Origin of the sequence: Natrinema sp. HArc-T2, assembly GCF_041821085.1 — an archaeon.
Lineage (GTDB): Archaea > Halobacteriota > Halobacteria > Halobacteriales > Natrialbaceae > Natrinema.
The window spans coordinates 20,198-39,492 of sequence record NZ_JBGUAZ010000008.1 but is presented as its reverse complement, the minus strand read 5'-3'; the positions used below and the strand labels follow the sequence as shown (position 1 = coordinate 39,492).

Genomic DNA, 19,295 nt, shown 5'->3' with positions numbered 1-19,295 from the left:
CAACTACCGGGATGTGAACTAACTAGCACGTAAGAATGAGCCGCGTCTTTCGACTGACCGTCTCCGCTGCGCTCCTCGTAGCAGTAGTACTGGTCTTCGTCGCTGTTGTCGCGACGGTCCCAACCGAGACGGTGCTTGTCGTCGAGGACATCGAAACCGGCGAGCGGTACCTCACTGAGCCAGTCTCCGACGGAAGTACCGTTGGCCTCGAGTACACACATAGCGTGGAGAAATCCCGGGTCTACGATGAGTACCGCGTGGACGATCAAACCCTGGTGAACACCCGAATGGAGTTCGAGTCCTACGGCTGGGGACTGCCCGCCAGGGTCAACGTCACGACCGTCGATGGGATGCTTGTGTATGAGCCATCCGAGCCGATCGCAGAACTACAACGCCTTTCGGTCTCACCTGGACGAACAGCGGGTCATACGCTGATCATCGACGATCGACGATATGACCTGGTCGCTGCGACGAACGCCAGTGACGTTCGTATTCACGTCGAACAACGATCACGAATCGAGAGAATCCTATGACCACGAACGATCCATCGGACAGCGGTTCCGACGGGCCTAACGACGATCGGGACGGACCGAACGACGAACTGACCGAGGAGGTCTCCCAGGAGGAGGCCGAAGAGTTGATCGATGAAATCGAGCGCCGGCGATCGCTACGGGGGGTCGCCGCGGTGGCCGTCGCGGCGATCGGCATCCTGTTTTCGGTCTTCCAGTTGTTCCTGGCCGCACGCGGCTTTTCGTTCACGATTTGGGTACCGATCGTCGACAGCTGGGAGGTCTCGCTCCAGCTCCTGCAGGCGAACGCGGTCCACGTCTCGTTCGCGCTCGTGCTCACGTTCTTGCTGTTCCCAGCGAGTATGGGTGATGGGGTCATCACACGGAATCTGGGCCGGATCGTCCCCGCCGCATCCCGCAGACTCGGTGATCGAAATCCCCTCACGCGCCTTCTTGCGCGTGTTCGGGCCACGTTTCGGTGGGCGTTCCTCGATCCCGACCGCGAACGGGTCACGCCGTTCGACCTCCTGTGTATCGTCGCCTCGATCCTCTCGGCGGTCTACTTCCTGACGGAGTTCTCCGAAATTCAGGACATGCGGGTGTTCGGGCTCACGTCTGGGCGACCGATCACCGAGGTGTACACGTTCCTCCAGCCCGTCCTCGGTGGCGTTCCGTTCATCAGCGAGTACTCCTACGCGATGGCACTCGGTGTGATCGGCGTCCTCTTGGTACTCGAGGCCACCCGCCGGACGCTCGGCCTACCGCTTATGATCATCGTCGCGACGTTCATCCTCTACGCACGCTGGGGCTACCTTATCAGTGGCGAGACGCCGCTTCTCGGCCTGCTCGCGGTCAACGAGCTGTCCTGGCCGGACATCATTCAGAACCTCTGGTACAACACCGAAAACGGGGTCTTCGGCATTCCGGTGACGGTCTCGGTGAGCTTTATTTACATCTTCATCCTCTTCGGTGCGTTCCTGGAGATGAGCGGCGCTGGCCAGTGGTTCATCGACCTTGCGTATGCGGTCACTGGAGAGCGCAAAGGTGGTCCAGCGAAGGCGAGCATCCTCGCAAGCGGCTTCATGGGAACGATCTCGGGATCGTCGATCGCCAACACGGTCACCACCGGTGCGTTTACGATTCCGCTGATGAAGCGTTCGGGGTACTCACCGGAGTTCTCCGGCGCGGTCGAGTCGTCGGCATCGTCCGGCGGACAGATCTTGCCACCGGTGATGGGTGCTGCCGCGTTCCTGATGGTCCAGTACACGGCGACGCCGTTCGCGGATATCATCATCCTCGCGACGATCCCGGCGATCGTCTTCTTCTTTGGCGTCTGGGTAATGGTCCATCTCAAGGCAGTCGAAGAGGGGATCGGTGGCGTCGGGGACGTCGACACCGTCTCGCTGGGCGCACACCTCAAACGCGGGTGGTTCTACCTCGTCCCGATCGGGTTACTCCTGTACTACCTGATCATCGAGCGACTGTCCGTCTCGCGGTCGGCGTGGTTTACGCTCGTCGCGCTCGTCGCGCTGATCGCGCTGGTCTCAGCGTACAACGAGAAAACGCGCGGGCGACTTCTCGGGATTTTCGTGGCTATCATTGGCGTCGAACTTGCGAGTTATGTCGTCGCCGGCGTCCCAGCAACCGGGCTCGTCACTGGGGCAGGCGGGGCTGGAGTACCCATCGGTGAGGCGATCAACCGTGTCATCGCCCAGATCGAGTGGTACGTGATGCTGGCCGGCGTGCTGACGTTGGTGTCTCGTCCGGACATCGACGCGCCGCTGCTCGACCTCAACCCGGCAGTCCAGACGACCGCTGACTCGATCGGCGATCGAACCGGTCGCGATCTCGGTAATATCCAACTGTTCCGCCTCGGTACGTTCGTCGTCAAATCGATGGACGAAGGTGCGCGGACGGCTGTTCCGGTCGTCATCGCCGTTGCAGCAGCCGGCATCATTCCGGGCGTCATCAGCGTCACTGGACTCGGTCCGAACCTCACGTCGCTGCTACTCGCACTGTCGGGTGGGTCGATCGTGGTTATGCTGGTCGTGACCGCCGTGTCCAGCATCATCCTCGGGATGGGGATGCCGACGACGGTCACCTACATCATCCTCATCTCGATGCTCGCGACGCCGCTCGTCGAGTTCGGGATTCCGCTGCTCGCCGCTCATCTGTTCATCCTCTACTTCGGCGTTATCGCTGATATCACACCCCCGGTCGCTGTCGCCGCCTATGCTGCGAGCGGCGTCGCCAAGTCGGATCCGTTCGAGACGGGCGTGAAAGCGTTCTCGCTGTCGCTGAACAAGGCGATCGTCCCCTTCGCGTTCGTCCTCGCACCCGGAATCGTACTGCTTCGTGAGAAGGCCAACGCCGACGAGTTGCCGATCCGCGAGCAGTACCGTGTCATCGGCTTCAGCGACCTCGCGGAATTGTCGTACTCCGTTCCGGAGATCGTCGTTCCCGTCCTCGGCGTCTTCCTCGGGGTGATCGCCCTGGGTGCGACCGTCATCGGGACGCTGTATACGAGCGTTAATCGCTCCGAGCGAGCCGGCTTCGCGATCAGTTCACTGCTGCTGATGGCACCGCGGCTGCTGTCAGCATCGGTGTTCGATCTGCTCGGCGTCGCCGGCATCACCGTCTCGGTCGACGCGCTCCTCCTCGATCTCACACTTCGCGGCCTCGGGTTCGCGCTGTTCGCCGTCCTCGTTGTCAAAAACCGCCGCGAGGCGACGAACATTCCTGAGACGAGACAGGCCACCGTGGGCTGAATCCCGGAGCGGTCGATGCCTGCGCCGACAGCGGCTCTCGAGGCGATTCGGTCACAGGTCGTCGGCGCTCCACTGGCATATCGCTCGCATCTGGAGGCCAACGCACGACGCTCGAGGACGCTATCCGACCGTCAAGACGGGAATCGACGCACGCCGAACGACGCGGGCCGTCGTGCTTCCCAGCAACCGACCGGTCCCGACGGTCCGACCGCGTGTTCCCATCGCAACGAGGTCAGCGTCGACTGCCGACACCGCCGCGAGCAGTTCGGCAGCCGGCTCGCCGCGACGGATGTCGGTCGTCACGGAGAGGCCCCGATCTCGTACCATGGTCGCGACTGTCTTCGTCGCCTCGCGTCCACCCTCTTTGAGCAATCCAACGATACTCCCTGGTGCATCCTCGAGATCGTACGGCATCGGATCGACCACGTAGACGACGTGTACGTCGGCGTCGTACTTCTCGGCGACGTCGAGTGCCGTTTCCGCGGCGCGTTCGGCGGCATCGCTCCCGTCGGTCGGAATCACCACCTGCTCGTACGGTCCCGCCGCTGTTTCGCGATCGTCTCCCAGCCGGACCGAAAGCACCGGCACATCGGCGAGCGTGAGGACGCGTTCAGTCGTACTCCCGAGCCGAGCCCGGTCGACGCCGGTCCGACCGTGCGTCCCCATCACGATGAGATCGACGTCGTGTTCGTCCGTATACGCGAGAATCTCCTGATGCGGGACTCCCTCGCGTATCTCTCGAGCAGCCGTCAGGTCAGCGTCCTCAGCACGGTCCGTGATCCGGATCGTCGCCTCGCGGCCCCGTCGTTCGGATGGCGCGTAGAGTTCCTCGCGGTCGGCGCCAGCGATCCCGGTCGGCTCGGCACCGGTATCGACGACGTAGAGCGCGTGCACCGCCGCGCCGTAGGTCCGAGCAAACTCGAGCGCATGACCGATCGTTGCCTCGGCACCAGCGCTGCCGTCTGTCGGGACGAGCATCGTGCTGAACATAGCCGCTCGTTCGACCCGAGCGGGCATCAAACGCCCCCACACGTTTCGCGATCGTGATACGACGGGCGGATGTCAGCATACGAGAGGCCCGCACTCATCGGATCACGGTGACCGGAACCGGGACGCGACGGACGACGGTTTCGGTGACGCTCCCGTAGAGTGGCCGCCGGTCGTCCAGCCGCCCGTGGGAGCCGAGGACGACGTGATCGATGTCTTCGACCGTCGCATACTCGACGATGAGCCGCTTCGGATCACCGATATCCGAGTCGGTCACGACCGACCGATCGTACTCGGCGGCGACCTCGGAGACGTCCGCAAAGAGCTGGTCTGTAGCCTCCTCGACGGCACGGTCCCACGCTGCTGTCCCGATCATCGGTTCGTACGTCGAGTCGACATCCGCGAGCGTCCCGTAGTCGGGCCTGAACAAGTCGACGACGTGGTACGCGACGATCTCTGCGTCCGGGAACTCCCGGCACGCATGCCGGAGTGCGTCGAACGATAACGGCGATCCGTCGACGGGAACGAGCACTGTCCGCGACATACGCACTGCTTTCCCACGAAGTGGTATAACCTCCTGGGGCACGTACACGCTCGAGATGGCCTCGATCGAGCTACCCGATCCCGAAAGCGACGGATCGACGAGCGTCGAACAAGCGATCGCGACCAGGGAAAGTCGCCGGTCGTTCGCCCAGACGCCGATCGACATCAACGACGTGGCACAGCTCCTGTGGGCGGCACAGGGACAAACGCACGTCCGAGATGGCGTCGAGCTACGCGCTGCACCGAGTGCCGGCGCGACGTATCCACTCACCGTCTTTCTCGAGGTCGCGCCGAACGGAAGCGAGGAACTGGAGCCGGGTGTGTACCGATACGAGCAGCAACGGCACGCACTCGAGCGCGAACTCGAAACAGCCGTCCACGACGACCTCACTGCCGCGTCGCTCGACCAAGCGGTCATCGCGGATGCGCCGATGACGATCGTGGTGACAGCGGACTACGACCGAACGCAACGGCAGTATCCGGACCACGGCGAGCGGTACGTCCACATGGAAGCCGGACACGTCGCGGAGAACGTCCACCTCGTCTGTGAGTCGCGCGGATTGAATATCTGCCCCGTCGGCGCGTTCACCGACGCTGCCGTCGCAACGGCGCTGTCGCTGCCGGCACGACTCGAGGCACTGTATCTGTTGCCAGTCGGTCATCGACCGGCGCAACGAGCATAATCGTCAAAGACACTGACGGCGTGACGCAGACGTGGGCCTGCTGGTCGGCAGCATCGCGGTGTCGTCACGTGGCCCGGGAGGGGTCGTTTACTCCTCGAGCAACCACCCGAATCGTTTCTCCCAGAACTCCGCGCTCGGCGGTTTCTTGCTCCGACCGTGAGTCTTCTGGTCGCGGATCTGTCGCTCCAGAACCTCGCGGGCCTCATTGAGCGCGTGACTCGCGCCGTATCCTTCGCCAGAGGCGATGTAGAGCCCCCGATCGGTATGCAATCGGATGCGAGCGAGCAGGAGTGGCCGCCCGCGACGTGTCTCGTCGTGCTCGTGAAGGTGGATCTTTGCGTCGAGGACGTTCATCCCGTGGTCTCTGTCGTCGAACTTCTCGACCATCGCTACGATCTCGTCGTAGGTCGCGTCGTCTATCAGATCAGTCCCGTAGACCTGGACGCCCCGATTCCCTCCTGCTTCCCACGTGAGCGAGTCGAGGACATCGGTCTTCGTAACGATCCCATAGGGCTGGCCGTTCGACGTCACCACCAGCGACGAGCCACCGACCTCGGACATCTCTTCGACGACCGTCTCGAGCGTTTCGGTCGGTGGGATCGTGCGTACCGGCGAGGCCATGACATCCCGAATCGGGAGATCGAGAATCCGCGCCGGCTCACCCTCTCGAGCGCCGAAGCCGCCGCGCCGTGAGCGACCGGTGCTCGAGGAGATTTCGCCGCCGAACGGGTCTGTCCCGCCCGCATCGCCGCCCTTGCTCTGGACCTCTGCTCGAACCGTCAGGTCGGTCACGTCGTAGAGACTGAGGATACCAGTTGCCGAATTCCCGTCGACGACCGGGAGGTGCGTGATCTGATTTTGCCGGAAAACGTTGAGCGCCTCACCGAGTGTCGACGCCGGATCGAGCACGACGAGATCGCTCGAATACGCCTCGGCGACGGTCGCGGCGTCAAGATATGGCTTGACCTTCTGGAGAATCGCATCGACGGTGACGACGCCGATCAGTTCCCGTCCCTCGAAAACCGGCAGGAGCTGTGAATCGCTCTCGATCATGAGCTGTGCGACCTTGCGGATGTCCTCATCGGGCGTGAGTCTGGGGACGTGCCAGACCAGCGACCCGAGCTTTTCGTCGGGTTGGCGATGCGATGTCGCGAGCTGGCGTCTGGTGACGACCCCTTCGAACTCGGTGTCCCGTATCAGGACACCCTTGACGTCGGAATCTGTGAACGTCCCGACGAGCTTCGAGACCGGTGTGTCTGGCGTGAATTCGACGTATTCGTCCGAAACGATGTCAGCGATATCCATGGGTGTTAGTGTATATCCGCTCGAGTGTTCGATCTGTCGTCCGATGCGGCTGTGCTGCTCGCGGCTGAAGGCGGTTCCTGTCTCCCACGTATCCGATTGATACTCTCGGTCTCTCGAATCGAGACGCGGTTCGTCGTGTCCTGCTCATGTCTCCGACTCCAGGTATTCCATCGCCTCCTCGTCGGACACTTGCGCGAAGTTCTCGTAGAACTGCCCGACGCCCCGGAAGCCACTCGGCGTCTCGAGACAGACGACCTCGTCGGCTTCATCCGCCAACTCGTCGATCGTGCTCGGCGGGCCGACTGGTACTGCAAGAACGATGCGCTCGGCGTCCGTGTTCTGAAGCCGTTTGAGACACGCCCTGACAGTCGATCCCGTCGCCACGCCGTCGTCGACGACGACGACGGTTTGATCCGTCAGATCGGGTTCCGACCGGTCACCGCGATAGCGGTCGGCCTTTTGGCGCGCGTTCGCCGCTTCCTTCTCGCGCATTTCCTGGAAGTAGTCATCATCGGCGCCCGTCCCCCGAAACGCTGTTTCGTTCCGCCAGACGCTCCCGTCGCTTGCGACAGCACCGATCGCATACTCCGGGTTACCCGGAGCACCGATCTTCTTTGCGACGACGATGTCGAGGGGGACGTCGAGTGCGTCGGCAACGGCACGACCGAGCGGAAGGCCGCCTCGCGGGATGGCAAGCGCGATATCCGCGTCGAGGTCCCGCTCACGGAGCGCCGTTGCGAGCTGCTCTCCTGCATCAGTTCGGTCGGTAAATCGACGAGCTCCTCCCATCGGATCATCGAACGAGCGACAGTAGCATATAACACAGGTGTGTCTCGACGAGCCATGACGAGCTCGGCACAGAGCGATGGCGACTCACCAGCAGTGTCAGCGAGCGGCGACGCTAATGTTCGCCCGTGTCGATAATGCCGTGCTGTTCGAAGTAGAGGTGGAGTTTCCGAACTGATGTCACGACGACATCACAGTATTGCTCGACGACCGGCTCCGGGTTGAATCCAATAGCAGTCCCAGCAGCACGAAGCATCGAGAGATCCGTGGCCCCGTTGCCGACCGCGATCGTCTGCTCGAGATCGACGCCGTCGGCGACGGCGAGTTCTCCGAGTGGCCCATCCTTCTGGCCATCGAGCACGGGACCGTCGACATCGCCAGTTACCGCACCGTTTTCTCTCACGAGGCGGTTCGCCACGACGTGATCGACCGTCGTTTCGGCCTGCTCAAGTGCTGCCTCGACGGCTCGCTCGAAACTGCCCGTGAGAACGGCCACACGGACATCCGACCGTCGGAGTGCAGTGATCATGTCGGCAACACCGTCACGAAGGGAACACCGCTCGAACGCGATTTCGACCCGGCGTTCCGGCATCCCCTCGAGCAACGAGGCGCGCTCTTGCAGGCTCGTTTCGAAATCGATCTCGTCACGAACGCCTTGCTCGAGGAACCCGCGCATTTCCGTTGCCACGTCGTACTCCCTCCCGAGGAGAATACTCGGGTCCGATTGAGAGAGCGTTTCGTCGAAGTCGAAGGCAACGAACGTCATGGCTCGCTGTTCACCAGCCGTTCCAATAATACCCGGCTGTCAGGATTTCGGGAGTCGTTGTCGTTCTGTTCACAGCCCCCACGGATAGAGGTCTGGCACGTGTGTTCGGTCTGCATGAAGCGAAAACGGATGGAGTGCGCTCGTTTCGCCGAGAGACACGAACGCGTCGTAGCGGTCGGGGAGGACGGTCGGTACGTAATTTCCGGATTCACGATTCGGATGGTAGACGACGCCGATCGCACGATGGCCTCGGGGCTCTCGAAGTGGCGTCTCGTCGTCGAGTTCGTCAGTGAGCAGGAGCTGATCGGTTTCGCTGGCTTGCTCGAAGACGTGTTCGTAGCTTCCGGGTCGTGCTGGTGGCACTGTCAGCTCTTCCATCGGTGCGTCCCACGAATCGGCAGCGATAACGCTCCCACGAAACGTTCCCATGCCGATCAATGCCACCTCGGATGCGCCCTCGTGTTGTCGAACGAGTTGTCCGATGTTGAGCCGCCCGCGCTGTTCCATGTCCGTCGCTCGAGCATCGCCGACGTGGGTGTTGTGCGCCCAGACGATCCCTTTCGAACCCCCACCGTGATGACGCTGGAGGCGCTCGAGCGTCTCGACCATATGTCGGTCCCGAACGTTCCACGAATCGGTGTTGCCACGAGCCATCTCCCGGTAGTACTGTTCGGCGTTTTTCGCGACGAGTGCGTTCTGTTCGGCATTGAAATAGTCGTCCTGTCCGTGATCGTACGTCGGGGCTGCTTCCTGAAGGCGCGTCAGCGTCTCGAGGACCTCGTCTTCACACGTTTCGGGGACCATCCTGAGCGCCTGCGCATACTCCCGAGCGTCCCCACCGTACGGGTCGAAACACCGGTAGGCGTCTCTCGCTTCGGCTGCGGCATCCGGGTCGACATCCTCGAGGTAGTCGACGACCGCGTCTAACGACTCGAACAGGCTGTAGACGTCGAGGCCGTAGAAGCCGATCCGGTCGTCCTGCTCGAGCAGTTGGTTGTGTACCTCGAGCCAATCGAGGAACTCGAGGACTTCCCAGTTCGCCCACATCCAGTTCGGCCACCGATCGAATGTCTCGAGGACTTCGCGACCGGTTTCAGCAGACTCGGGAAGGCCCTTGACGTATCGATTGACCTCGTAGCAGTTCGTCCAGTCGCCTTCGACAGCGACGAACGAGAAGTCCCGTTCCTGGATGAGTCGAGCGGTCAGTCGCGAACGCCAGCGATAGAACTCGGACGTTCCATGGGTAGCATCCCCGATCAGCACGTATTTCCTGTCGCCGAATCGCTCGACGAGTTGGTCAAGGTCTGCCGGGCTCGTCAGGTCGTGTCCAACCGACCGGATATCGGACACAGCAGCCTCGATATCGGTGGACTCTCGCCATGCTGTTCTGTCGTGAATCTCGTTCATCGTCTTGGCCAGTGACTTTCGCACACGCACTGAGTGTCGTCGTTCTGTTCCCCCTCTCACTCATCGCAACCGATGTCTCTCGCTCCGAGATGTCACTATATACCACGAACAAGCTGAAATAGCCCACCGACTCGGAGAGACGATACGCACGATTGGTGACAGCCACAGCGACAGCATCCCCTCGCTCGAACGGGTACCGATGGTCGTCGAACAGGTGAGCGTGGGGAAGCGTGTCGCAGTGGTCATTCGTACTCGAACCCGTGTAGTTCGTACCGATAGGTTCGCGCCGCTTTTTTGACGACGAGATACTGTGTGCCACCCGCTTGCTCGAGACTGTCGAAGTGGCTCCCGAGATTACCGGGATTCAGCGACGGCGCATCGCCGTCAAGGGCGAACCGAAGGACGGCTTTCGGTTGGCGAACGTCGTCGACTTGCTTCGCTTCGACCGCAAGCATGGTTCCGGTGTTCCCGACATCGACTGTCCCGGTAAGTTCCCACATGTGGTCGCCGTACTGTAGTTCCGTTCCACTGAGCTCCGGCCACTGTGTCTCGCCCATGCCACTAAATACCAGGGAGATCCAAATCGTCTTTTCGGTTGTCAGATGTTCTGGGTGTTCGTCGTCTTGAATCGTGCCGTCCCGTCGACTCGAGAGACCTGGCGACCGGAAGCGTTCACGACTGGACAGCCAGTCGCCGAAGACAGCGACCCCCTACAATTATTCGGCGAGTCGGTGAACAGCAATGCGATGCCATGGGCAACCCAGTCGATCGATGCAGTGTTGCTACCGACAGACGGGAGCGATGGCGCTCTCGCGGGTGCAAAGCGCGGTATCGATCTAGCCGCTGCAGTGGACGCGGAGGTCCACGTCCTCTCGGTCGCCGACACGACGGACTTCGATGATCTCTCGTTGGTTCTCGACACCGACGCGGTAGCAGAGGAACGAGACGCGCTCGAAGCCGACGCCGAGGAAGCCGTCGAAACCGTGGTGACGATCGCTCAGGAACAGGCCCCCGACCTCGAGGTCACGACGGCGATCGAACGGGGCACGCCGTTTCAGTGTATCGACGACTACGCCGATGCAGCCGACATCGATCTCATCGCGATGGGGACGAAAGGCCGGACAGGGCTCGAACGGGTCGTACTCGGGAGCGTGACCGAAAACGTCCTTCGGACGGTCGACATCCCGGTGCTGGCCGTCCCACCGGTCGCGGCTGACAGCTCAGTTACTCCGGAGACCACCGAGAACGTGCTCCTGCCGACGGATGGCAGCGACGGTGCCGCAGCCGCCGTCGACTGGGGGATCCACCTCGCGGACGTGTTCGATGCGATGGTGCACGCGCTGTACTCGGCAGACACGAGTCGGCTCACGATGGGATCGAGCCCGAATACGATCCTATCCGAACTCGAGCGCACAGGCGAGACCGCACTCGAGACGGTTCGTGAACGCGCGAAAGCGACCGGCGTCAGTGTCACGGGAACCGTCGCAAACGGCCCGCCGGCGCGGGTCATTTTGAACTACGCCGACGAGAAGGCGGTCGATATGATCGTGATCGGAACGCACGGTCGCTCCGGACTCGAGCGTCACCTGCTCGGCAGCGTCACCGAAAACGTCGTCCGAGATGCTGACGTTCCCGTGTTTTGTGTGCCGATGCCCACCCAGTAACAGTAGCAATAGTTACAATAGGTAGAATAAGTACATAGGTGGCGATTCACACAGCGATTTCGCAACGGCAACTGAGACAACGCGGCGACTGGGAACTGACACCATTACGCACGCCCGAACACACACGGGTACCGCTCGCGTTGCTATAGTGGCTGTCCAGATGCAGGGTAACTCGTATGCTGGTTCCTGCGTAGCACAACGTATTCATGGCGACCGTTGAGACAGTCCTGTCCTCGATTTTTAGTACGATCCCTGAACTTCACTCCGGGCAACTCGGCCTCCTCGCGGGACTCCTCGTCGGCGTTCTCTACTGGCACGGTCATCGCCAGTCGGCGCTCGGTCTCCTCACCGGTTGCTATTTGCTGGCACTCGGCGTCGTCCCCGCGTCCACGAGAGGGCTCATCGTGGTGCAGTCCAAGCCGTGGTATTTTTGCTCGTTTCTGGTGCTGACCTCGCTTGGCACGATCGGTGGATATGCCCTCTGGCGTCGGATATCGCGATCGGTCCAGTCTCGAGCGCTGGCAGTCAGACACCGGGCATCCGACCATGAGGAGGGGAGTCGCTCACACCAGAACCGCACGTGACCGGCGTGCAGAGAGCCGATGGCTGCCGATATCGAACCGAAAGGTGGGCACCGATTTAATTCACTTCGGAACGGATTCACCGGTATGAGGTATCTGGTAGCCGTTGACGGCTCCGACGAGGCCGAAACCGCCCTCAAATACGCTCTCGAGATCGCAGACGCAGTCGGCGGCTCCATAACGGTGGTGCATGCGGTCGACCCTGCCGTCTACGACGAGAGTGGCAGCGAACCGATTTCGACGCTCTCGGACGCCGACCAGCGGCTGGTCCTCGAGAGTATCGAAGACGCCGAACAACGTGGCGTCGCCATCCTCGAGGAGATGGTCGCGTTCGCCGCAGAACGCGACGTCGATGTCGAAGAAGAACTCCTCTACGGCGATCCGAGCGTGGAAATCCCCGCCTACGCCGAGACGGAGGGGTTCGATGCGATCTACCTCGGCCACCGCGGTCGCTCGGAGCGGATGGAACGGCTGCTCGGTAGCGTGGCAAAAGTGATCGTCGAACGGGCGACCGTTCCGGTCACCGTCGTCCGCTGATGGGAGCACAGCTCATACGGACTCCTATCAGTGGCTGCCGGTGGGACCGCGACCGTCCTGCGGTCGGGCCGGTCACTCGGTACAGCAGACCGTATCAGCGTATCGTCGGTGGCTCGCGATCCGTCTCTGCAGTTGGCAGAGCAGTCGGACGGCTCGAACGGACCGACAGCGAACCGGGCCGCAGGAATTTACCCATCCACGGAGAATGGGGCATATGTCCGCAGCCAACGGTGGATGGGGCGCGCTCTTTTCGGGGGGCAAAGAGTCCTCGTGGGCGCTCTATCAGGCCCTCGAGTCCGGTCGTGACGTCCGCACACTCGTCGTCGTCCAGCCGCCAGCGACATCGTCCATGTACCACGCGCCCGCACAGTCGGTGATCCGACTGGCCGCACGCAGCATCGGCCTTCCAATCCTCGACGTTGGGCTCCCCGTTACCGATCTGGAGCCACCAGACCTGCAGGCGGGTGTGTCAGAAGGGCAAGAGGGCGAGCTAGAAGAGCTCGAGCCCGCCCTCGAGCGGCTGGATGTCGAGTTCGATGGCGGCTTGCGCGGACTCGTCGCCGGGACCGTCACGAGCGACTATCAGGCTGATCGACTGCAGTCGATGTGTGACCGGCTCGACTGTGCGTTCGTCGCGCCGCTGTGGCAGGCGGATCCGCGTGAACTCGCGGAGACGATGATCGACGGCGGACTGACGATACGCATTGTCGAGGTGGCAGGACCGGGCTTCGACGAGTCGTGGCTCGGTCGACAGCTCGACCACGACGCCCTGACAGACCTGGCGGCGCTTCACCGCGAGTACGGCGTTCACCTGCTGGGAGAGGGCGGCGAGTTCCAGACGATCGTCACCGACGGCCCACACATGTCTCGTCCCATCACGCTCGAGTTCGAGCGAGAGTGGTACGGCACGTGGGGACGGATTCGAATCACCGATGCCCGACTCGACGCATCCGCATCAGCGGACGAAGACGAGCATCGGTGATCGACCCAGCTACCCGCTCACGGCTGCTGCGATATCGCACCGCTGCTGGTCGCAGCGTGGGCCGCTCGAGGGCAGTCGGGAACCCCTGGTTTATTTCTCTCGGCGTCGTCGGGGATCACCGCCTCGCATCGTCCACGACGATGTGTATCCGATCCCAGACCTATGTCAACGAACATCCTCGTTCCGATCGATCGCTCGTCACAGTCGACCGCAGGGCTCGTCTATACGCTCGTCTCGTTTCCCGATGCCACCATCACCGCGATACACGTTACCGACACCGAACACGACGCGTACGCAACAGTCGGCTCCCCCGAATCGAGCGAGGAACGCCTCGAGCAAGCTGGCGAGGGGCTCCTCGAGCAGGCAGCCGAGACGGCAGCGGAGTATGGCCGCGAACTCGATACGGTACTCGAGAGGGGCATCCCGCATCGCACGATCGTCGAGTACACCGTCGAACACGACATCGACCACATCGTCCTGGGAAGCCACGGCGAATCCCCGATCGTTCGTCCGTTTCTCGGCCACGTCAGTGAAGCAGTCATCCGACGGGCTCCCGTCTCGACGACGATCGTTCCGGAGGCACAATCGGAGCTTCTCGAGCGAGAGTTCCCTGGTCGCATTCTGGTGCCTGTCGACGGCTCGGACCAGTCGCGTGCCGCACTCGAGTACGCGACCAGCCAGTTTCCGGCGGGACGAATCACGATTTTCCACGCCGTGACGCTGCCGTTCGAATACGATGTCGATGCCATCGATGGAACGTACGCAGCACAGATCGTCGACGACCTCACTGAGCGGGGAGAGACGATCGTCGAAACAGCCGGCGAGACGATCGAAAACAACGATCTCGCCGTCGAGACGGACCTGAAATACGGGGTGCCGTCTCGGTCGATCGTCGACTACGCAGCGGACAACGGATTCGACCAGATCATCATGGGGAGTCACGGTCGATCCCTCCCGGCGCGACTCATCACTGGCAGCGTCGCTGAGACCGTGTCGCGTCGGTCGACGATACCAGTGACCCTGATACGTGGACGACCGAGCGGATCGTCATAACTCCCAGACACGTATCGAATCCACTGCCTGCTACCGCGCATCGATCACGCTCTCAGACACGCCTCGAGCCATCCCGAACGCAACTACTGGCAAGCGGAACAGCGCGTTACTCGACCGCTATCGTGTGTCCACCGACATCGCTCGGTTGCTGCTTCGGGAGCGTAAGCAGCAGGACACCGTTCTCATACGTTGCAGTTACCGCTTCCTCGTCAACCGGCTCCGGCAATCGAACGGAACGACTGACAGATCGGTGTGCCCGTTCGCGCTTGAGATACAACTTCTCCTGTGCTTCAGCCTCTTCTTTGCGCTCCGCTGTGATGGTCAGCGTGTTCTCGGAGAGCCGGGTGTCGATATCGTCACTGTCGAAGCCGGGAAGGTTCGCCGTGAGTTCGAACTCATCGCCGTGATCGATCAGGTCGATCCCGATCGACGTCATCTCCGATTCCGAGAGCCCGAACCGCTCGAGATCCCACATCCGAGATATGTTTTCGAACTGCCGTTGGAGTCGCTCTAATTGTGTGTCAAATCGATCGGTGGAATCGCGTTCCCCAGTCATGGCGCTTCTCACGGGCATGCTGCCCAGTTGACGGGCCACTCGAGATGAGTTAAAACTTGGCCGTCGGGAGCCGCCGACTCGTTCGACCGCTGGGAGAATCGGCCACGTCCACCCCATCAGAGAGCTGGTGTGAAATCGTGACGGACTCACTCCGGCAGCCGTCGGTAGGACAGTATTGACTGCCCTTCAGATCGAAGGAAGGACGTCAGACAATCCGATCGAGAAAGTCAAGCAGCGACGAAATTTACGTCCATATGATTGTAATTCCACTCTGATCGTCATCTACCGAGACCGACGGAGTGACTATGTACCTCGTCGGTGTAGGGGCCGCTCGAACCGGGGTCGAGTCCCACGTCCCACTCGCGAGTGTGTGTCGTGGGTCGACGCCGGCTCGAGCCGGTGATCACCATGGAATACGTCTACGCAGCCCTCATCTTGCACGAGGCCGATCAGGAAATTACAGAAGAGAGCGTTACCGACGTTCTCGAGGCCGCGGGTGTCGACAGCGAAGAATCCCGCGTGAAGGCACTCGTCGCCGCACTCGAGGATGTCGATATCGAGGACGCCATTTCGGAGGCAGCGATCGGTGCACCAGCGCCAGCTGCACCCGCTTCGGAGGTGGAAGAACCGGAAGGAGAGGAAGAAGCCCCAGAGGAAGAAGCAGAAGAGCCAGAAGAGGAGGAGGAAGAAGACGTGTCGGGCGAGGGGCTCGGAGATCTGTTCGGATAGCCGCTCTCTTTTGTTACTGACTGTTGTCCGACAGTATTTGTAGTGTGCCATTTTCAGGACCTCTGTGGGCACAAGCCGTTTGCTGTTCTTTCACAGACAACCGCCCACGAACTGACCACACGACCCCAACGGAGCGGAAAGCAGCGGAAGGAAGCGCAAGTAGGCATGGCGATTATCGCGAAAAACGTCGACGCGCACGACGATTTCCCGCTCGAGCGCGACGCGTTCGTCGCCGAACACGGAGACGATCCGATCCGGATCAACTACAAGACTGTCGTACCACTCAGCGCGTTCTTCGAGTACGTTGAACCCGAACAGCCTGAGACGATAGTCGATCTGCACAAGGCCGTCGCGAATGCGATGCGCGCCGGCAACTTCTGGGCGTACCATCCGACAGGCACCACGCCGGAGAAGCGACACGCCTGACTGCCTTGCGAGATGACCCGCAAAAGCATTTGACGGTGGCTCGCGTACGTCGTGTGGCACGGTGTCGAACCGCCGTGTCCCTGCTCAAAGAACGACCCATGACAGTAATTGCCAGACTCGAGATTATCCCGGTTCGAGAAGAACACATGTCGGACCAGATCGCCGCCGCGGTCGACGCGCTCGACCAGTTCGACATCTCGTACGAACTCACGCCGATGGATACGATCATCGAAGCCGACGACGTGAGCGAAATCTTCGACGCTGCAGCGGCTGCACACGAAGCGATCGACGAAGACCGAATTATCACCTCGTTGGAAATCGACCACCAGCCCGATCGCGAGCAGCACACGACAGACCGAGTGGCAACGGTCGAACGCGAACTCGGTCGAACGCCGCAAGGATAACGACGGGGCGATGGAAACCGAATCGGTGATCGTCACCGACCGACCGCGTCGTTTCCCCACTCTTCCGTACGGCATCCGACAACGTCAGCAGTGCCGCCTCTGTCACTGGCACGGCTCGCGCTACTGTGAAAATCACCGGTGTCGAAATCGTCTCCACAGAAATTACAGCGATGGTGATGGTGCTTCGGCGACATACCGGAGTACGACAGCAGTCCCTATGAATCAGGGGGGCAGTGAGCCTGAGAATCGGTATCGAAACGAGAGCCCAAAGTGTATTCACCGTTGCCCGTTGACAGGAAGTACATGACATCCCGAATCCTGGTCGCGTTCGACGAATCACCGCAGGCGACCGCCGCGTTGCACCACGCACTGTCGACGTACAACGACGCCGAAATTCACGTCCTCCACGTGAGTGACCCGCGAGAGTGGGTGAGTACCGACGGTCTGAACGGGTTCTACTCGGAGACGGCCTACAGACAGTCACAGGAATCCGCCGAGCAACTCCTCGAGGAGGCGACCGAAATCGCACAGGAGTACGACGCAGCTCTGACGACTAACACGACGGTCGGACAGGCAGCGTCGTCGATCATTCGGTATGCAGAGGACCACGACATCGACCACATCGTCCTCGGGAGTCACGGTCGACGCGGGCTGTCACGGTTCTTGGTGGGAAGCGTCGCCGAGCGGGTCGTCCGGCGCTCACCGGGATCCGTGACGATCATTCGCGAGGCACACCCCGACGGCGCGACGTAGGGCCGACGTCCGGTTTCCGGTCGTCCCTCGAGTCCCGTTACGCTGGTAAAGCCGTCAGTTCAGCAGTACGAGATACGGCGTGGTTCACCGAAACGATCGCGTCTCCCCACTGTTGGCGGAACTCATCGGCAGTGAACCTTCGGGAAGAAGGGCAATGCCGTTTCAAGGCCCTCGTTCTGGTACTACGAACGAGTCATGAAAGCGTTTGTCATGGAAGAGGTCGGCGAAACAGGATTCACAGAGAAAGAGGAGCCGGAACCAGGACCGACCGATGCGATCCTCCAGCCAACGAAAGGGCTCGTCTGTACCTCCGACGTACATACGGTCCACGGCGCGATCGGTGAACGGGAAGACCTCACGCTCGGTCACGAGATCGTCGGCATCGTCGAGGAGGTCGGCAGCGACGTCGACTCGTTCGAACAGGGTGACCGTGTCGCCGTTGGCGCGATCACTCCCGACTGGGGCTCCGACGCGGCACAGGCAGACCATTCATCACAGTCTAACGGTGCTCTCGGCGGGTGGAAGTTTGCGAACGTCAAAGACGGCACGTTTGCCGAGTACGTCCACGTCAACGAGGCCGACGCGAATATGGCCCACATTCCCGACGACGTTACCGACGAAGAGGCTGCCTACACTACCGACATGATGAGTACGGGGTTTATGGGTGCCGAACACGCCGATATCCCGATCGGCGGAACCGTTGCCGTGTTCGCCCAGGGTCCCGTCGGTCTCATGGCTACCAAAGGGGCTGCACTGCAGGGAGCAGGCCAGATACTCGCAGTCGAATCGGTACCCAAACGCCAGGAACTCGCCGAGCGCTACGGTGCGACGGAGATCGTCAATTTCGAGGACCACGATCCCGTCGAACGGATTCACGAACTGACCAACGACAGAGGCGTCGACGCCGCCATCGAAGCGCTCGGGTCCTCCACGACGCTCGAACAGTGTGTCGCGGCGACGAAACCCGGTGGAACCATCTCCAACGTCGGCTATCACGGTGAGGGTGAGTACGTAAACATCCCGCGTGAGGCGTGGGGTGTTGGCATGGCCGAAAAGGACATCGTCACCGGCCTCTGTCCCGGTGGCCGACTTCGATTGCGCAGATTGCTCCGTCTTCTCGAAGAGGACGTCGTCGATCCGACGCCGATGACTACCCATGAGTTCGATTTCGACGAGATCGAAGAGGCGTTCAGGCTGATGGAGACCAAAGAAGACGGCATCATCAAACCGCTTATCGACTTCGAATAGAGCTGACGAACCTGTATTCGACATCACAAGCCATCGTCGTTCAGGTATCGCATCGCCTCCGAATCCGGTACCAATTCGGTGCGACCATTGACGGTCCACACGAAAGCGTACTTGAGACCCAAGGAAACGCGCAGCCTGAATATCCCCTTCGGGGAATCATCACCCTTTAGCGAGGGAAGGATGTCAAAAACCTGAACCCAGTGTCGACCGTTTCGTAGCCCACGATATCATGTCTATTACTAAATGTATATTTCTACTAGAACTCACAATAGTGCGTAAGATCATCACGTAGCCTGCAGTTCCTGGTCGAACGTCAGCATATCAGCCCACGAGCAGTGATCTGAAAATGCATCCAGTAGTGGAGGAAAATAACGATAATATGCGCTATAAACGATAGTAGTATAAAATATTTGCATCTCAGTTGGTTAAATTACATAATAGTTATAAACACGAGAACAAACAATAGACGAAATAGTATTGTGAACAATATGCAATATCTTATCGTAGACGGTATTGACAGGTTTCTAGTAATTATGATCATCGACAAACTGCTGGAGACTCTCACGAACGATATATGTTAGTTAGAGATCAGCGAGTGACGCTCGCAT

At 60.9% G+C, this 19,295-nt stretch carries 20 protein-coding genes and 1 pseudogene; 13 read left to right on the top strand and 8 right to left on the bottom strand.

The window, feature by feature from the left end; genetic code table 11:
* Positions 1-35 precede the first annotated feature (35 nt).
* Together ACERI1_RS16330 and ACERI1_RS16325 are read left to right on the top strand one after the other, a co-directional pair.
* Positions 36-533 (top strand): DUF1850 domain-containing protein, encoded by a 498-nt coding sequence (locus ACERI1_RS16330; RefSeq protein ID WP_373619524.1) that lies wholly within the window; start codon positions 36-38, stop codon positions 531-533.
* A complete protein-coding gene (locus ACERI1_RS16325; protein WP_373619523.1) occupies positions 530-3,277 on the top strand; it encodes a TRAP transporter permease in 2,748 nt (915 codons plus the stop codon). The genes ACERI1_RS16330 and ACERI1_RS16325 overlap by 4 nt, the downstream gene beginning before the upstream one ends.
* Positions 3,278-3,397: 120 nt before the next feature.
* On the opposite strand, the gene ACERI1_RS16320 is transcribed toward ACERI1_RS16325, so the two are convergent.
* Together ACERI1_RS16320 and ACERI1_RS16315 are read right to left on the bottom strand one after the other, a co-directional pair.
* Positions 3,398-4,267 carry a universal stress protein gene (locus ACERI1_RS16320; RefSeq protein ID WP_373619522.1) on the bottom strand — a complete coding sequence of 290 codons (870 nt, stop codon included), beginning with the start codon at positions 4,265-4,267 and terminating at the stop codon, positions 3,398-3,400.
* A 94-nt stretch (positions 4,268-4,361) separates the two neighbouring features.
* Positions 4,362-4,808, bottom strand: a complete 447-nt coding sequence (locus tag ACERI1_RS16315; protein WP_373619521.1) for a universal stress protein — start codon at positions 4,806-4,808, stop codon at positions 4,362-4,364.
* A 55-nt stretch (positions 4,809-4,863) separates the two neighbouring features.
* On the opposite strand from ACERI1_RS16315, the gene ACERI1_RS16310 reads away from it, so the two are divergent.
* Positions 4,864-5,490 (top strand): SagB/ThcOx family dehydrogenase, encoded by a 627-nt coding sequence (locus ACERI1_RS16310; protein ID WP_373619520.1) that lies wholly within the window; start codon positions 4,864-4,866, stop codon positions 5,488-5,490.
* Positions 5,491-5,577: 87 nt separating this feature from the next.
* Here the strand turns inward: ACERI1_RS16310 and ACERI1_RS16305 are convergent, their stop codons facing one another.
* From ACERI1_RS16305 to ACERI1_RS16285, 5 genes are all read right to left on the bottom strand, one after another.
* Entirely contained in the window at positions 5,578-6,795 is a 1,218-nt protein-coding gene (locus ACERI1_RS16305) for a CBS domain-containing protein (protein WP_373619519.1), read from the bottom strand.
* Between the two features lie 144 nt (positions 6,796-6,939).
* Entirely contained in the window at positions 6,940-7,584 is a 645-nt protein-coding gene (locus ACERI1_RS16300) for a phosphoribosyltransferase (RefSeq protein WP_373619518.1), read from the bottom strand.
* A 112-nt stretch (positions 7,585-7,696) separates the two neighbouring features.
* Complete coding sequence (locus ACERI1_RS16295; protein WP_373619517.1) at positions 7,697-8,347, bottom strand: HAD family hydrolase; 651 nt, start codon at positions 8,345-8,347, stop codon at positions 7,697-7,699.
* A 69-nt stretch (positions 8,348-8,416) separates the two neighbouring features.
* Positions 8,417-9,697, bottom strand: a complete 1,281-nt coding sequence (locus ACERI1_RS16290; protein WP_373619516.1) for an erythromycin esterase family protein — start codon at positions 9,695-9,697, stop codon at positions 8,417-8,419.
* A 299-nt stretch (positions 9,698-9,996) separates the two neighbouring features.
* The gene (locus ACERI1_RS16285) at positions 9,997-10,311 is read right to left on the bottom strand and encodes a hypothetical protein (RefSeq protein ID WP_373619515.1); all 315 of its coding nucleotides are present in this window, start codon (positions 10,309-10,311) and stop codon (positions 9,997-9,999) included.
* Between the two features lie 189 nt (positions 10,312-10,500).
* Between ACERI1_RS16285 and ACERI1_RS16280 the strand changes: the two genes are divergently transcribed.
* From ACERI1_RS16280 to ACERI1_RS16260, 5 genes are all read left to right on the top strand, one after another.
* A complete protein-coding gene (locus ACERI1_RS16280) occupies positions 10,501-11,418 on the top strand; it encodes a universal stress protein (protein ID WP_373619583.1) in 918 nt (305 codons plus the stop codon).
* A gap of 206 nt (positions 11,419-11,624) precedes the next feature.
* A complete protein-coding gene (locus ACERI1_RS16275) occupies positions 11,625-12,002 on the top strand; it encodes a hypothetical protein (protein ID WP_373619514.1) in 378 nt (125 codons plus the stop codon).
* Between the two features lie 84 nt (positions 12,003-12,086).
* Entirely contained in the window at positions 12,087-12,536 is a 450-nt protein-coding gene (locus tag ACERI1_RS16270) for a universal stress protein (protein ID WP_373619513.1), read from the top strand.
* A gap of 214 nt (positions 12,537-12,750) precedes the next feature.
* Positions 12,751-13,518, top strand: a complete 768-nt coding sequence (locus ACERI1_RS16265) for a diphthine--ammonia ligase (protein ID WP_373619512.1) — start codon at positions 12,751-12,753, stop codon at positions 13,516-13,518.
* Positions 13,519-13,680: 162 nt separating this feature from the next.
* Positions 13,681-14,571: a universal stress protein gene (locus tag ACERI1_RS16260; protein WP_373619511.1), complete on the top strand. Its 891-nt coding sequence runs from the start codon at positions 13,681-13,683 to the stop codon at positions 14,569-14,571.
* A 106-nt stretch (positions 14,572-14,677) separates the two neighbouring features.
* On the opposite strand, the gene ACERI1_RS16255 is transcribed toward ACERI1_RS16260, so the two are convergent.
* Positions 14,678-15,127 (bottom strand): Hsp20/alpha crystallin family protein, encoded by a 450-nt coding sequence (locus ACERI1_RS16255; RefSeq protein WP_373619510.1) that lies wholly within the window; start codon positions 15,125-15,127, stop codon positions 14,678-14,680.
* A gap of 408 nt (positions 15,128-15,535) precedes the next feature.
* Here ACERI1_RS16255 and rpl12p point away from each other — a divergent pair, with 408 nt between their 5' ends.
* The 5 genes and pseudogenes from rpl12p (at position 15,536) to ACERI1_RS16230 (ending at position 18,687) form a co-directional block, all read left to right on the top strand.
* Positions 15,536-15,856 carry a 50S ribosomal protein P1 gene (rpl12p, locus tag ACERI1_RS16250; RefSeq protein ID WP_373619509.1) on the top strand — a complete coding sequence of 107 codons (321 nt, stop codon included), beginning with the start codon at positions 15,536-15,538 and terminating at the stop codon, positions 15,854-15,856.
* 115 nt (positions 15,857-15,971) lie between these two features.
* A pseudogene (locus ACERI1_RS16245) lies at positions 15,972-16,282 on the top strand (DUF5785 family protein); the annotation flags it as partial.
* A gap of 98 nt (positions 16,283-16,380) precedes the next feature.
* Positions 16,381-16,686 carry an MTH1187 family thiamine-binding protein gene (locus ACERI1_RS16240; RefSeq protein ID WP_373619507.1) on the top strand — a complete coding sequence of 102 codons (306 nt, stop codon included), beginning with the start codon at positions 16,381-16,383 and terminating at the stop codon, positions 16,684-16,686.
* Between the two features lie 303 nt (positions 16,687-16,989).
* Positions 16,990-17,439, top strand: coding sequence for a universal stress protein (locus tag ACERI1_RS16235; protein ID WP_373619506.1), 450 nt, complete (start codon positions 16,990-16,992; stop codon positions 17,437-17,439).
* 195 nt (positions 17,440-17,634) lie between these two features.
* Positions 17,635-18,687, top strand: a complete 1,053-nt coding sequence (locus tag ACERI1_RS16230; RefSeq protein ID WP_373619505.1) for an NAD(P)-dependent alcohol dehydrogenase — start codon at positions 17,635-17,637, stop codon at positions 18,685-18,687.
* The last annotated feature ends 608 nt before the right edge of the window (positions 18,688-19,295 follow it).